We start from the raw sequence: 15,829 nt of genomic DNA, 5'->3' as shown, positions 1-15,829 counted from the left end.
ATAGATTATTTACGACACTTGTGAATATTAATGGATAAAAGAGATTTAAGAATTGTTTTTATGGGTACCCCTGACTTTGCTGTGGCAAGTCTGCGTGTACTAGTCGAGAACAATTACAATGTTGTGGGAGTAATTACTATGCCCGATAAGCCAAGTGGCAGAGGACATAAAATACAATATTCGGCAGTAAAACAATATGCCTTGGAGCAGAATTTACAAATACTCCAACCTGAAAAGCTTAAAAACGAATCTTTTATAGAAGAGTTAAAAGCCCTAAAAGCTGATCTTCAAATCGTCGTAGCATTCAGAATGTTGCCCGAAGTTATTTGGGATATGCCAAGATTAGGTACTTTCAATTTGCACGCTTCATTATTGCCTCAATACAGAGGAGCAGCCCCCATCAATTGGGCCATTATAAATGGAGAAAAGGAAACAGGTGCTACAACTTTCTTCCTGACACATGAAATTGATACAGGTAAAATTATAGCACAAGAACGTATTCCTATCGGTGAATCGGACAATGTCGGAAAAATACATGACGAACTCATGAATATGGGAGCAAGGCTAGTGCAAAAAACAGTAGACTTACTTCTCGATGATAAAGTAGATGCTATTCCTCAAGAACAGTTTATTCAGAATGAAACAGAACTAAAAGCTGCACCCAAAATATTTAAAGAAACATGCCGTATAGATTGGAGTCAATCTGTTGAGCGAATCTACAACCATATCCGAGGGCTATCGCCTTATCCAGTAGCATGGACTGAACTACATTCTCCAGATCAGGAGCCTGTTGCAGCCAAAATATATTCTGCGAATAAAATTCTAACAGAAACACAGCTACCTGTCGGAAGTATTTCAACAGATAATAAAACATATCTACATATTGCCTGTACAAATGGGTTTATAGAGGTCAACGAAATACAACTCCCCGGAAAAAAAGCGATGAGAATAGACGAACTTCTTAGAGGATATAAATTTCCCGCAGAAAGCTATTTTAAATAAAATACACGATCTATACATACTGTTTAAGTACTATAAAATATAAGACAGAATAATGCAGAAAGTAATAAAATCGACTGATCTGAAAACAGATTTAAAAAATATATTATCGGCAATATCTCATGATAAATTATTTATTCTTACAGATAAAAACTCAGAAGCACTTTGTTTTCATCTGATCAATAATTTGGATGAGATAAAGAATGCCGGAAAAATCACAATAGAAGCCGGAGATAATAATAAAAATCTGGAAAGCCTGTCTACAATCTGGGCTTTTCTATGCAACAACGGCGCAACCCGCCATTCGCTTCTTATTAACTTAGGAGGAGGAATGGTTACTGACATTGGTGGATTTGCTGCTGCAAGTTTTAAACGCGGTATAAAATGCGTAAATATACCCACTACTCTACTTGGAGCCGTAGACGCTGCTGTGGGAGGGAAAACCGGTATCAATTTCAACGGTCTAAAGAATGAAATAGGAGCCTTTGCCCCTGCTGAAACCGTATTGATAGACTCTGCATTCTTCAAATCACTGGATCATGCTAATTTCTTATCAGGTTATGCTGAGATGCTTAAGCATGGATTAATCTCGAACGAAACAACCTGGGCGAAGCTTTTAAAATTCGACACACATACTATCGATTACCTCCTTCTGAAAGAATTAGTTGTGGAATCGGTTGAAGTAAAAGAAGATATTGTAGAAAAAGATCCTTTTGAAAAGAATATTCGTAAGTCTTTGAACTTAGGGCACACTATAGGACATGCTTTCGAAAGTTTATCATACACCATGAAACAACCTATGCAACATGGATATGCTGTAGCATGGGGAATTATCTGTGAGTTATATTTATCTCATAAAAAATGTGGCTTTCCTAAAGATAAATTATGGCAAAGCTTAACCTTCATCAAAGAGAATTACGGTACATTTTATTTCAGCTGTGATGAATACGAAGCTCTGTATGAATTGATGAAGCACGATAAGAAAAATGCTTCTGCTGATGAAATCAATTTTACTCTATTATCTGATATTGGTCAATGTTTATTGAATCAAACAGCAAGTAAAGAAGATATTTTTGAATCTATTGATTTCCTTAGAGAATCGGTAGGTTTATAAGGTCTCTGTAATTTTACATATTCAGATATAAGACGCATACATAATAAACAAAAGGAGCTACGTTAATTAGCTCCTTTTTCTATAATAAATAAATAACTAAATATACAATAATATAGCTTTATAATATTGTATAATTTGATAAACACACAAACTAAACATCTTTATAGAACACTAAACTAAATTAACAAAACTATCAGATAAACAACTATTTAAAGAAACTAAACTTCTAATAAAGATAAACTGTAAAGAAAGAATATAAAAAACGACTCTCTAGTTCAAATAGCTTAGCTAATAATGCTATTTTTTCGAAGTAATAACTTAACCTCATCCGAAATAGCTATTAGATAAATTAAATAAGCTATTTAGGGGTTTTGAAAGTATAACACCAATTCGGTCATAAAAGTTTAGTAAACAAAGATTTCAGCTATAAAAATAACATTTTTAACTATCTGAGATTTTCATATTATAGAACAGCTATATCCCTCCCTCTGTGCTTTTTTAGAATGCTTATGAGCTTAAAAAAGATACTCCCATACTTTCGAGAAAGTATGGGAGTATCCGTATTATAATATATAATATTATTGAACAATCACTTTTATGCCATTTGTATTAGATACAAATTCGGGAGCATACATACATTGTATCGAAGTTATTCCATTGGAATACTCACCACTACGATTTACATATACAGGATATTCAAAAACATAAGTACCTTTTTCCAAATGATCAAAGAAGAAATTAGTAGATGCATCTTTTGTCGATTGATAATAGTAAGTATTATTTTGCCATCTTATACCGGACAATGTTTCTATAGGTTCGAAACAAGAAGCCCTCATATCTTTTAAATGTACAAACTCCATATCACGATCTACTCTAACAGTCAAACGCATCACTACTTTATCTCCAACTTTTAAAGGATTAGATTCGGTAACCTCAACTAAAGTCTTCCCTTTATCTGATGCTTTTTCTACAAATAATTTCTTATCGATGTTCAACTCACCTTTTTGAGTCGTAATCTTATCAAGATCTTCGTAATATTGCCAATACATGGCTCCCCATGCAGGTCCGTCTCCTGATTTTTCAATTTTCACATTACCCATCGATGAAGATATTTGGTCACCTAGCCATGATTGCTTAATGTAGTCTGTACCCAATTCTTTATCCGATGAGTCAATTAATTGATTATTTACAAATATCTTAGACTCTCCACTTGTTGTAAACCAATCGTTACCGGTACTCAAAAGAGCATAGATAGCATCAATAGTAGCATGAGTAGATTCCCAAACCTGAGTTTGTTTTTGTTTCAGCAGCCACTGTTTCATTAAATCCAGATCCTTTACAGATGCTTTTGTTTCTTGAAAAGCTTCCATTATGAAGGAATGAACAGTTACAGCAGAATTACTCATAAAGGCATTGCTGGTATTATTTGACCAGAACATTCCCATTTCGTCATTAATGGTTGCATGCTCTCGAATCGAGTTCATTATTTTGTCACTCATCACTTTATTGCCATTATTCACAGATAGAACTGCAAGCAACGATCGTTCATAAAGATTCAGGTTAGTCCAATTTTTCTCAACCACAGAAGTATAGAATTTCTCAGCCTCTCTTGTAGCTTGATCAATCGGAATATCTCTATAATTTGACCTTACATACAAGTATTCAAGCTGATTAGTAGAAATATTAGTTATTTTCGCCCAATCTTTATTATACTTCTTCAAGTTTTTATAATCTTCCAATATTTGAGCATCAATATACTTCAAAGCATTCATTTGCATAATACGTACTTCTTCAGGATACTCAACAGCATTGAGTTTTACAAGTTCTGAAAATCCGTATAGTATATATTGTGTCATACTTCGGCTCGAGTACATACCTTTATACCAAGACCAACCTCCATCTGGATTTTGCAATTCCTGTAATTTAGCTATAGCCTGACTGGTTTGCATACTGGTATTATTCAGATCAAATAGTAACGAAAGACGATTCATTTGTTCTGTTTCATCTTTTGCATCTAAAACCCAAGGAGTTTCTTCTAACAGTATAGCTTTCAGTTCTTCGTTCTTTTGCAGTTTCGAAACAAGCGTTTCTTTATTTCCTCCTTGTTTTTTCCATGCATCAATCATTGTAGCAACCTTAGGATACTGTTTCATTATAAACGAGCCCAAAGTATTTACGCAATAGCTGGCAAACCAATTTACAGCATTCTCATTCGTAGGATTACTCAAAACGGGTAAAGCTTGTACAGCATACCAAGCCGGATTGCCTGTATATTCGAGAGTCAGGCGATAATTAGACAATGTATTGGATTTGTTATTCACAAATTTATCAAATGTGAAATCTTTAGTCTGACTACCATTGACATTCATTGTCATACTTTCTGTTACCAGCATCCTGTTAGGAAGTACCGGCATTACATGCTGTTCACCATCGCTAAAAGATTCGCTTTCGGCAATAATACGACAACCTAACATATCTATATTCGATGGAACATCAAATAACCATGCAACTGATCCCGAAGCATCTTTTTCTAAATTAAAATACTGATACTGATTAGCTACTACAATTGTACTTGGCTTATCAGTCAATGGATCGAAGAACTCAATCTTAACTCTTCCACTAACAGCTTTATCCGACAAATTAGATATTTTAGTAGATATACTCGTTTTATCACCTTCACGCATAAAACGAGGCATATTAGGAGTAACCATAAGTTCTTTACGAGACACGGTTGATGCAACCAAATTTCCTATATTTAACGATTTATCATAAGCCAAAGCTCTGAAACTCCAAGTTGTATTACTTTCAGGAACTATAAAACTTATAATTGTTTCCCCGTTTTTATCTGTTTTTAATTGTGGATAGAAAAAAGCTGTTTCATTGAAATTACTTCGAATTTGTGGAGCAGATTTATTTATTCCATTACCCTCAGAAACAGCCATATCCTCTTCTATGACGGGAGATGTGAATTGAATATTCTCATCTAATTGCACTTTACTGACAGCCTCTGTTACGACACTAGCTCCGGCACCGGCACCAACATTCCAGTCAGACCAGAAATCATTAGTTTTAAAATCTGCGGGAGCGGGAGCCATAGCCATTGCCCCTCTAAGACGAAGACCTGAATTAAAACCATAGAAATTAAAACCAAACCAATTTAATCGATCCCAATTAAATGGCTTATAATCATATTTATTGGTTACCCTAAATGAAGATGAACCATTAACAGTACCAAAAGCAGATCCTATTTCGAATGGTCTGGGATAAATGGACTCTCTATATTGAGGATCAAATCGCCAAATGTTTGGTGAACTTAACTGATCTAATGAACTATCGTACATAGATGCTAGTAATTCCGCAAAAGCGGGTTTATTTTGATTATCTCTGACAGATATTCTCCATTCTTCTTGTTGACCGGGGCGAAGTTTATCTCTGAACACTTCAAATTTCAACTTCAATTCTTTAGCTTCCTCTGATTTAGTAAGTATTACTTGCTGTATATATGGCTTTTCATCTATTACATAAGTAAATACAGCTGATATCTGATCACCATACTCATCCTTATAAGGAATGACAAATTTTTTATTTGCATTACTTAATTCTAAATGTTGACGTTCTAGTAGTTTATCCCCTTTTAGTAAGTCATAAAGAATAGTCGCATTCTTAGCTGACACTCCCAAAATTAGTTCAGCATTCTTAGACGCATTAAAAGTAGTTTGCTCTTTTATAAACCACTCATTCGTATCAATGGGTGGATTCTTATCATCTAAAGAATAAAGAATAAAATAATTACGAGATACTACATCTCTCCACTTATCATCTTTGGTATTTAAAGATAAAAGATATTTTGCTGATGGTAGTTTGGCAATTACTGTTTTCAGATCAAAAGTGGCAGTATCAGTCGTAAAATTGCCCGATAACACTTCTGCTTTTATGCTATCATTAGGTAACACACTATATACTGTATAAGTACCTTTTGTATGAATAGACTGTCCATTAAGGTTAGTAGCGGTTACATGAATCTTCTCCTTAGATGATTTTTCTAACTGAATAGGAATATTGGCTGATAATATCATCGATACATCGCCAATAACAAAGTTATAGTCTCCTCTCTGTGTTTCTCCATTTATATCAGTCACTTCGGCTTCAACCGAGAAATTAAAGATATTATTGTTAAATAAGCCTACGGGAGAGTCGTTTAACGGAGCTGTGAAAATAATTTCGAATGATCCGTCATCTTTAGTCGTAACCGTTCCATTTGCTATATTTTCAGTAGCAGAAGGAAACCACCATCTAAAAAAAGAGCTTTTAGTAATATTATATTCTACATTAGCTCCCTGGACTTTAGCTCCCGAATAGTTCTCGGCATGTCCTGTCAGTTTTACGACATCACCAAAAGCATAGCTCTTCTCTATTGGGTCGAATGTTACTTGAAAAGTGGGACGTTTATATTCTTCAACACTAAAATATTGGGAAGTCTCCCCCACTTCTATTCTGTATTGTCCCGAAAGCCCGGTTTGAGGTAATACAAATTCACCTGCCAATGAGCCAAATTCATTTGTAGATAGTATTTTCTCTGTAACTAACTGATTATTTACATTGTATAAAGCTACTTTATATTGTTTGTTTGCATTCAGCAAAGTGCTTGTTTTATTCACTTGCTTAGCTGATATCGCTTTAAAGTATACTGTTTGACCGGGACGATATATACTTCTATCCATAAAAACATCTATGACTTCATCATTCAATGTTGGAGAATATACCGAAGTATTAGCAAAATATTCGTAATCAGGAAGCTCTACACCATCTTTACTTATTCTGTATACATACCTAAAATTATCCTGCGTTTTATCTGCCGCCAACAATTTGGTAATATCATAAGTTACAAATCCATCCGCATTGGTTTTTACTTCATCCACTTTGGTGTATTTCTGAGGAGACCACGATACTGCATAAACAATGATTGAAGCATCTTTCATTGGTCTCCCTGTAATACGATCGACAACATAAAATTCATATTTATTTTCGCCTGCAACTCTTGCAAAATTAGCAATGGGCGAAATACTGAACGAGAAGAAACCATCTTCTGATTTATCGGCAGCTTTCTTATCAAAATCAGCAATTATCTCATAATTGCCCGGTTTATCTAAATCAATAGTGAACTCTTGCTCTTCATTAGAGTAAGTAGTTTTAGGATTGAGAATTATTTTTTCGGTCTTTACAATCGTTTTTGTCTTTTTGTCCCTCACTTTGATTGTCATATCTTTCAAATTCTTATACTGTAATTTGAAAGTCTTATTTTTATTATCCGGATGATATACCGAGGGGCCATCTACTCTGGCATATGGGTTTTCAAGTGACGCTAATTTACTTTTAAGCAGATCAATCCTCCGGTAATTGGGATATTTAGTCAAACCATACTGGCACCAATCATATATTTTTTTATTGTTTCCGTCATTCGCAGGTGTTACATTAAAATAATTCCTCCTCGAAGGGTTATTACGGTTCAAGTCATCGATAAGAGCATTTAAAATCTCCACATTATAATCGTATGCCTCATTTCGTTTTTCTAATGACAATAGAAAATTATAGGCATGTTTGGTTCGATATGCTTCTGACTGTCCCGATAGATAATTATTCCTCTGTAATTCAACCAGAACAACAGACTCATTCATATTTCGATTAAGAAGAGACTGAAGAAAGTCCTTGTAATATTGCAGAGTTATGAGATTCTCATCTCCACTAAAATCTAGCTTGACAAAACCCTCGGTATCTACAGCCAAATCACCTATTTGCATCTTTTTGTTTGCCAAAGCTTTTTGAAACAAAGATGCCTGATTGCGGGCTGAAGTTATTCTAAACGATTGATCAATAGCTCGATTAATCAAGAAGTCGTAAAGAGTCGGATATAATCTTTGAGAATCATCTCCCAATTCAATAATATCTTTATATGACTTCGTGGTTTGTTTCAACAAAGAAGGTTGATCTTTTACTGAAGCAGCTAAATTTTGCAATGCTTTTTCTTGAAATATGTTCTTAGACCACTCTTTCATATCGTCAGGTACAAAACCTACAATATCGGTTCTTTGATCAATAGTCCACCTGTCTGCATTATAATAGTTCAAATATAATTCGGCTAACATCGAGTGCAGTAATGCCTTGTCATTTACATCCGTAGAATTAGCTATTAGATTCTCTAAATCAGTAAATAGCTGAGTGTTTTCTTGTTTATCGGTAGCTACCTTATACTTATTTTTGTAGATTAAGGCTTTTATAACTTGCGGGGTATTCTTATCAGCCACTGCTTGCTTTAGAATTTCGTCCACTACACCGGTTGCTGATTTTGGCAAATCGTCTTTTTCAAACTTTTGCATCTGCGTCCATTGTTGTTCATATGTTTTCATAGAACCTCCGTTTTTTAAAGTCTGAGAGAATACTCCTATGGATAAGAGTAACGACAGACCTAAAATTAATCGCTTCTTCATATTCTAGTTATTTTGCGTTTCCAAATTAAGTTTCTATCCTCACGAAAAGAAATTTATTACTGCTGTCCTTAAATAGGGAAAAATGTAAGGAAAATTCCATACACAGACCTCTACTTTTAACCTTTACAGCTATTAGTTACCAGTTGTTAACAGTAGTATGGCTATCAAATTATCACTTTGATAACCGATGGGGCGATGATAAACATATATACAATACTGGTTCTGCGTTTGAAAATAATTTCCTTCGACTAAAGATGTGGTATAGTCTTTTCCTGATTTTGCCAAGTATTGATAATTATATGCACCTTGTTTCAACAACATGGCTCCATGATACTCTTTTTGGTTATAATCATATGTCATCAAAGACTTCTCATTGAATATATCATTCGTAAAAGCACCATTTAAATAAATGGGTTCTAAAAAAGGGTTATCAGCTTTTAATGTGAAATTCGTCATAAAATAATCGGCTTCGGTATCAGCATCTCTTCCTTCTGCATTTCGAATAAAGAAACGTCCGTCCTGATCTCTATCGTATACATACACTCTTCCTGCCCTGATTTTGTCGGGAACTAGGTATGTATAATAATAAGGTCTTATATACTTAGTAGATGCTATATTCAGTCCATTAAATCTGTAGCTTATCGATTCAAATCGGCGGTACTCATTACCCGCTTCAAATATTAAGTCTTTATTGAATTCATAAACCAGACGATTCCCTTGTACAAAAGTTGGTTTAACGAATGACTTTTGATTATCCAATCTGTTATTCTGACGAATAAATACTTTCAGATCGGAGAAAACATCCCTGATCCTTAAATTGGTAGTATTAATAGCAAACGATAGTTGTTGATGCTCTTTATTACTGTCGATATCAGTATTAGATGAAACCGAGCCTGTAACCGAAACTTCGGGATTTAAAATAGAAAAACAAGCTGTCAGTAAAATTTTATCGGGATTGTCTTCTTCATACACTTCAACAGCATAATTACCTGAAAGTCTGATTCGCTGCCTCTCATTCGGTATTTCGAGATTGAAGTTCATATAATCTACAGTCGTATTCATGGATTGAGCAAAATCTTCAATCAAAATATCATTGAAACCATCTACATACTCTATATCCATAAGTTTTGAGCGAGTCCAGTCAGCATAACAATTAACAAGCCGATAACGCAAAGGCTTATAAGAATTAGGACCCAGCCGATCGAAGTTTATCTGAATATAATCGTTATTATTTAATTGAATAATGGGTAACCTTTTCCAATCTCCACCTGCATTAACCTGTATAGTATGTATTTCGCCCGACAAAGCTTGTGTTTTATAAGCCTGTCCATACATAGAAGTGGATAATACTACAAATAAGTAAAATAATAGGAATATACGATGTTTCATAGGAAAGCTTTCTTTTTGCATACTAAAGTAATAATAACAAACAAGACATAGAGTAAGTTTACATTAAACTTATACAAACCTTACTATTCAGAATTCTCTTTATGCCTATTTTTTACCATCTTTATGGAATCTAAGAACTTGTTATCTCTATTTAATAAATATACTTACAAAGGTGTACAATTTTAAAACCTCAAAATTAGTCATTATGAAATATACAATTAAACCAATAAGTATTATAGCAGGAATCTGCCTCCTACTATCGTGCTCTAATAAATCACAAAAAGAAACTTCGGCACAATTGAACGAAGAAGTATACGCTATTGATGCATTATCTGAAGAGAAAGCAGCCGACACATCAACCCCCATCAATTTTATAAGTTCATCTGCTGCTACCAATTATGATGATGGTATACATCAGTTTATTCGCACTGCACAAATGAAGTTCAGGGTAAAAAGCGTTCCTGAAGCAACCTACACGATAGAAAATATTATCATCAAGCATAAAGGTTTCATTATACGATCAGCAATCAGTAACGAAAACAGTTACTCCACAACAACAAACATATCTAAAGATTCATCTCTGGTAACTTATCACAGTAATTTAATTGCCGACTTAAAACTAAGAGTTCCTCGTACGCAATTGGATACTGTACTTAAAGAATTGGCTCCGCTTGCTCTTGAGATTGATTATAGAACCATAGAAGCAAATGACGTTACGTTACAACTACTCTCCGAAAAGCTGAAACAAGAACGTCTAAATAAAAAAGAAAAACGAGTATCTACTGCCATAGATAATAATGGAAAGAAATTAGATAGTGTAATAGATGCCGAAGAGGTATTGGATAATACAATTGATGATGCTAACAAAACAAAGCTAGCAGAATATGACATCAAGGATCAGATAGAATATAGTAGTATTAATATTAAGCTATATCAAAGCACCACTAATTATCAAGAAAAGGTATTACGCGAAAAACCAACAGAAGAATATAAGCCAAGTTTGGGTGAACAGGCTATAGAGGCATTACATAACGGTTGGATTATTATCAGTACGTTATTTATCTTCTTACTAAATATATGGCCTATTATCTTAATAGCAGTTTTAGCATGGATACTTTACTCTAAATACAAAAAGAGAAAAGACTAACCAGCATATACAGAAATAGCCGTACAAAACACTGTACGGCTATTTTTATTTACATGTATTTAATCAAGAAGATAATACTCTTTTCTTAGCTAAGAATTCTTTAATTCCTCCGATATGTTCACGAACTTTTTTGTCCGAAAACTCGAATACTTTGGTTACTAATCCATCCAAGAAATCACGGTCGTGAGATACCAATATCACAGTACCATCATAATCCAGAAGGGCGTTTTTCAAAACCTCTTTCGTCTTTAAATCGAGGTGATTGGTAGGCTCATCGAGAATCAGCAGGTTCACAGGTTCAAGCAATAATTTAATCATTGCCAATCGAGTACGCTCTCCTCCTGACAGGACTTTTACTTTCTTATCCGAATCGTCTCGGTTAAACATAAAAGCTCCCAATATACTACGGATCTGCGTACGGATATCTCCTTCGGCAACACGATCAATAGTTTCAAAGACAGTAAGGTCTTCATCCAACAAATCAGCTTGATTTTGAGCAAAATAACCTATAGTAATGTTATGCCCCAACATCATAGTTCCTTCATATGGAGTTTCGCCCATCACACATTTAACAAAGGTCGATTTACCTTCACCGTTTTTTCCGGCTAGAGCAATTTTCTCGCCTCGTTCTATCATTAAATTGGCATGCTCAAAAACCAGATAATCGTCATACTTCTTAGTAACCATATCCACTGTTAACGGGTAAGTACCCGAACGTGTAGCAGGTTGAAATTTAATACGAATCGAAGAACGGTCTTCTTCGTCAATCTCTACCCTATCGAGTTTCTCTAACTGACGAACACGGCTTTGCACCAAAGTAGCCTTAGCTGCCTGAGCACGAAATCGTTCTATAAATTCTTCGATCTCCTGTATTTGTTTTTGCTGAGCTTCCCACGCATGTACTTGTTGTTGACGGCGTTCTTCTCTCAATTCCACATATTTAGAGAAATTTACCTTATAGTCATAAATCTTACCTAAAGTCAATTCGATAGTACGTGTAGTTACAGCATCAATAAAGGTACGGTCATGCGAAATAAGTACCACTGCATTTGCCTGAGTAGTTATAAAATCTTCTAACCACTGTATAGATTCTATATCCAAGTGATTGGTAGGCTCATCCAGTAGCATTATATCAGGCTTACGAAGAAGCAATTTAGCCAATTCAATACGCATACGCCATCCACCGCTAAATTCACTGGTTGGTCTGTCCAGATCATCACGTTTAAAACCAAGCCCCATCAGAGTTTTCTCTACCTCACCATCAAAATTTGTATCTTCGATATTTGCCAATCTTTCATGAGCATGAGTAAAATCGTCCAATAACTTCGAGTAATCGTCCGATTCGTAATCGGTGCGAGTCTCCAACTGACGGTTCATCTCTTCGATGAGTGCCTCCAGATCATAAATCTGAGAGAAAGCAAGCGAAGCCTCCTCACGTACAGTTCTGTCATCCGAAACCTGCATAACCTGAGGCAAATATCCGATAGTCATCCCTTCGGGACCCGAAACCGATCCTTGGTAGCTTTTGTTAACCCCTGCAAGTATTTTAAGCATGGTACTTTTTCCGGCACCATTCTTACCCACAAGAGCTATACGGTCTTTAGCGTTTATTATAAAATTTATATTGTCAAAAAGAGTTTTTCCTCCAAACTCTACCTTAAGTGATTCAACTATCAGCATGTACTTTTTTATTCATTATCTTAAAACGAGGTGCAAAGGTAAGTAATTTGAAGATAAGGTCACAGACCTTTTATTATTTTCCTTTCTTCTAGGCTTCTTATCGTGCCCAAAATGTAAATTTGAGTAGCTTTAGTAACGCTACTTTATTCTAAAAATAGAACAAGTGTAAGTATAACTTAAAAAACAGCATCAGATTTAATTTAGAGCAAGGGAATACAAGTTTTTTTTGTATTTTTGCTCATCTTTATTCAGTATACATATTTATGTACTATAAAGATATATAAGTATTCATTTTTTAATCTAGCATACAGAAATGAAAGTTCTCAAATTTGGTTCTACTGCCATTGCAAGTCCCGAGAGACTCAAAATAGTTACTAAACTAGTTAGTCAAATACCTAATAGTATTGTAATTCTTTCTGCTATGGCGGGTACAACCGGTCAATTGGAAGAAATTTCTGATTATTTGTACAAAAAGAACCCGGAAGGAGCTAATGAATCAATTAATCGTCTGGAAAAGGAGTATCTCGAAAAAATTGAAGAACTTTATTCAACACAAGATATAAAAGAGAAAGCTCAGTTTTTTGTAAAAGAAAAGATGTCGTACATCCGCTCGTTTACAAACGACCTATTTACACTTTTCGAACAGAGAATAGTACTGGCACAAGGTGAGCTTTTAAGCACTGGTATTTTTACTCTAATGCTAAAAGAATTAGATATTAAAGCGTTGGAGCTTTATGCTAAAGACTTTATTAGAGTAGATAAAAAGCAGGAACCCGATTCTACTTTTATTCGAAAAAATCTAAAAGCATTATTAGAGCAAAACAAAGATACTGACATTTTTGTTACTCAGGGATATATTTGCCAGAATGCTTACGGCGAAATTGATAACTTCCAATTTGGAGGCAGCGATTATTCGGCATCACTCATAGGAGCTGCTATTCAGGCAGAAGAAATACAGATATGGACAGGTTTTGATGCTTTATATGGCAACAATTCACAATTGATATCCAATACAAATATTGTACATCATATAAATTTCGACGAAGCGGCAGAGCTTGCATACTTCGGTGCTAAAATATTGCATCCGATGTGTATTCTCCCTGCCAAGATGGCGAATATTTCAGTACGATTATTAAATATATATAATCCTGAAGGTAAGGGTACGCTTATCTCAAACCAGACTGAAAAGGGCAAAATTAAAGCAATAGCCTCTAAAGACGGTATAACTGTTATCAATATCAAATCGAGCAGAATGTTACTTGCTCATGGATTCTTGAGAAAAGTTTGTGAAATATTCGAAAATCATCAAACCTCTATTGATATGCTCACCACTTCGGAAGTAGGTGTGGCTGTTACCATCGACAATCCTAAGTATCTGACTGAAATTACAGATGAATTAAAAAAATTAGGAGTAGTAACTGTAGATAAAAACATGACGATTATATCGGTTGTAGGTGATTTGAACTGGGAAAATGCAAGCCTCGAAGCAGAGGTTCTGGATGCCATAAAAAATGTACCTATCAGAATGATTTCATACGGAGGAAGCAGTTATAACATATCTTTCATCATCAAAGAAGTTGATAAAGACAAAACATTACAATCGCTTAATAATAAAATATTTTAGGTCACAAGCCTATTCTATTATTTAAAATATATCATTTAATATTTTTCATTTACTTAATAACAATATATGACAAAAGGAACATTTCCGGTTGAAAGCTTTAAAGGGCTCGAAACTCCTTTCTATTATTACGATGTCAATCTGCTAAAAGAAACTCTATCAATAGTTAAGGAAATAACTCACAAGTACGGTTACGTACAGCATTATGCGGTAAAAGCAAATGCAAATCACAGAATACTACAAATAATTGCTGCTGCCGGATTTGGAGCAGACTGTGTTAGCGGTAATGAAGTTAAAGCTGCTATCAATGCAGGTTTCCCAGCTTCGAAGGTCGTTTTTGCCGGAGTTGGTAAAACTGACAAAGAAATCAATCTTGCATTAGATTATAATATTTTCTGTTTTAATGTTGAATCGCTACCTGAGTTAGAAGTAATTAACGAATTAGCCGAGAAAAAGAGTAAAACGGCATCTGTAGCCATTCGTATCAACCCGAATGTAGACGCTCATACTCACGAATACATTACAACTGGACTGAACGAAAATAAATTTGGATTTTCGATGTCTTCTTTACCTAAAGTATTTGCTAAGATCAGAACTCTAAAAAATATCGAATTGATAGGTATTCATTTTCACATCGGATCGCAAATAACAGAGGTAGATACATTTGCTCCATTGTGCGACCGTGTAAACGAATTGCAAACTCAATGCGAAAACGAAGGAGTTACACTTAAGCATATTAATGTAGGCGGAGGATTAGGTATCGATTACGATGATCCTAATACAAATCCAATCTCTGATTTCAAAAATTACTTTGATCTTTTCAATAGTAACCTTGAATTGAGAAAAGGGCAAACCCTTCATTTCGAACTAGGTCGTGCTATTGTTGCACAATGCGGTTCTCTAATCTCAAGAGTTACCTATGTAAAAGAAGGCGAAAGCAAAAAATTCGTAATCCTGGATGCAGGTATGACCGATTTAATCCGCCCTGCTTTGTATCAGGCATATCACAAGATAGAAAACATATCATCTGACCTCCCAGCTCAACAATATGACGTAGTAGGTCCTATATGTGAATCCTCGGATTGTTTTGCTAAAGATTACGATCTGAATAAAACTAAAAGAGGAGACTTCGTTGCTCTTCGTTCAGCAGGAGCTTATGGCGAAATAATGGCTTCGCAATACAATTGCAGAGAAATACCTAAAGCTTATCTATCGGATAGTCTCTAAGTAAAAAAACTGTATATCAATATTTAAAGAAAGTCAAGAATGATCTGATCTTGGCTTTCTTCTGTTGTTAAGTCACTGATTTTTTTTATTGCCTTGGTTAGCTTTATAAACCATGCTTGTTATAGTTGAATACTATGGCAAAACATATTTTGGTACTTATATAAATT

Annotated in this window: 8 protein-coding genes; 5 read left to right on the top strand and 3 right to left on the bottom strand. The window is 34.8% G+C overall.

From position 1 onward, the window contains the following. The first annotated feature begins 30 nt into the window (after positions 1-30). Both fmt and aroB read left to right on the top strand, forming a co-directional pair. Positions 31-1,002, top strand: a complete 972-nt coding sequence (gene fmt, locus G7051_RS15300) for a methionyl-tRNA formyltransferase (RefSeq protein WP_166201605.1) — start codon at positions 31-33, stop codon at positions 1,000-1,002. Between the two features lie 52 nt (positions 1,003-1,054). After that, positions 1,055-2,113 carry a 3-dehydroquinate synthase gene (aroB, locus tag G7051_RS15295; RefSeq protein WP_166201603.1) on the top strand — a complete coding sequence of 353 codons (1,059 nt, stop codon included), beginning with the start codon at positions 1,055-1,057 and terminating at the stop codon, positions 2,111-2,113. Between the two features lie 578 nt (positions 2,114-2,691). On the opposite strand, the gene G7051_RS15290 is transcribed toward aroB, so the two are convergent. Continuing rightward, positions 2,692-8,598 (bottom strand): alpha-2-macroglobulin, encoded by a 5,907-nt coding sequence (locus G7051_RS15290; protein WP_166201601.1) that lies wholly within the window; start codon positions 8,596-8,598, stop codon positions 2,692-2,694. A gap of 132 nt (positions 8,599-8,730) precedes the next feature. Beyond that, a complete protein-coding gene (locus tag G7051_RS15285; protein WP_166201599.1) occupies positions 8,731-9,987 on the bottom strand; it encodes a DUF5103 domain-containing protein in 1,257 nt (418 codons plus the stop codon). 205 nt (positions 9,988-10,192) lie between these two features. Between G7051_RS15285 and G7051_RS15280 the strand changes: the two genes are divergently transcribed. Further along, positions 10,193-11,134 carry a DUF4349 domain-containing protein gene (locus G7051_RS15280; protein ID WP_166201597.1) on the top strand — a complete coding sequence of 314 codons (942 nt, stop codon included), beginning with the start codon at positions 10,193-10,195 and terminating at the stop codon, positions 11,132-11,134. 63 nt (positions 11,135-11,197) lie between these two features. Here the strand turns inward: G7051_RS15280 and G7051_RS15275 are convergent, their stop codons facing one another. After that, on the bottom strand, positions 11,198-12,814 hold the full coding sequence (locus tag G7051_RS15275; RefSeq protein WP_166201595.1) for an ABC-F family ATP-binding cassette domain-containing protein: 1,617 nt from the start codon (positions 12,812-12,814) through the stop codon (positions 11,198-11,200). A 313-nt stretch (positions 12,815-13,127) separates the two neighbouring features. On the opposite strand from G7051_RS15275, the gene G7051_RS15270 reads away from it, so the two are divergent. After that, positions 13,128-14,438, top strand: a complete 1,311-nt coding sequence (locus G7051_RS15270) for an aspartate kinase (protein WP_166201593.1) — start codon at positions 13,128-13,130, stop codon at positions 14,436-14,438. 66 nt (positions 14,439-14,504) lie between these two features. Beyond that, positions 14,505-15,662 carry a diaminopimelate decarboxylase gene (gene lysA / locus G7051_RS15265; RefSeq protein ID WP_166201591.1) on the top strand — a complete coding sequence of 386 codons (1,158 nt, stop codon included), beginning with the start codon at positions 14,505-14,507 and terminating at the stop codon, positions 15,660-15,662. Positions 15,663-15,829: the final 167 nt, after the last annotated feature.

Source organism: Dysgonomonas sp. HDW5B (assembly GCF_011299335.1).
Taxonomy (GTDB): domain Bacteria; phylum Bacteroidota; class Bacteroidia; order Bacteroidales; family Dysgonomonadaceae; genus Dysgonomonas_A.
This window is presented reverse-complemented; position numbering and strand designations above follow the sequence as displayed.

What these genes read in the sequence shown, in the direction of transcription:
- fmt (WP_166201605.1), top strand. Translation starts at nt 31, where the DNA reads ATGGATAAAAGAGATTTAAGAATTGTTTTTATGGGTACCCCTGACTTT.
- aroB (WP_166201603.1), top strand. Translation starts at nt 1,055, where the DNA reads ATGCAGAAAGTAATAAAATCGACTGATCTGAAAACAGATTTAAAAAAT.
- G7051_RS15290 (WP_166201601.1), bottom strand. Translation starts at nt 8,598, where the DNA reads ATGAAGAAGCGATTAATTTTAGGTCTGTCGTTACTCTTATCCATAGGA.
- G7051_RS15285 (WP_166201599.1), bottom strand. Translation starts at nt 9,987, where the DNA reads ATGAAACATCGTATATTCCTATTATTTTACTTATTTGTAGTATTATCC.
- G7051_RS15280 (WP_166201597.1), top strand. Translation starts at nt 10,193, where the DNA reads ATGAAATATACAATTAAACCAATAAGTATTATAGCAGGAATCTGCCTC.
- G7051_RS15275 (WP_166201595.1), bottom strand. Translation starts at nt 12,814, where the DNA reads ATGCTGATAGTTGAATCACTTAAGGTAGAGTTTGGAGGAAAAACTCTT.
- G7051_RS15270 (WP_166201593.1), top strand. Translation starts at nt 13,128, where the DNA reads ATGAAAGTTCTCAAATTTGGTTCTACTGCCATTGCAAGTCCCGAGAGA.
- lysA (WP_166201591.1), top strand. Translation starts at nt 14,505, where the DNA reads ATGACAAAAGGAACATTTCCGGTTGAAAGCTTTAAAGGGCTCGAAACT.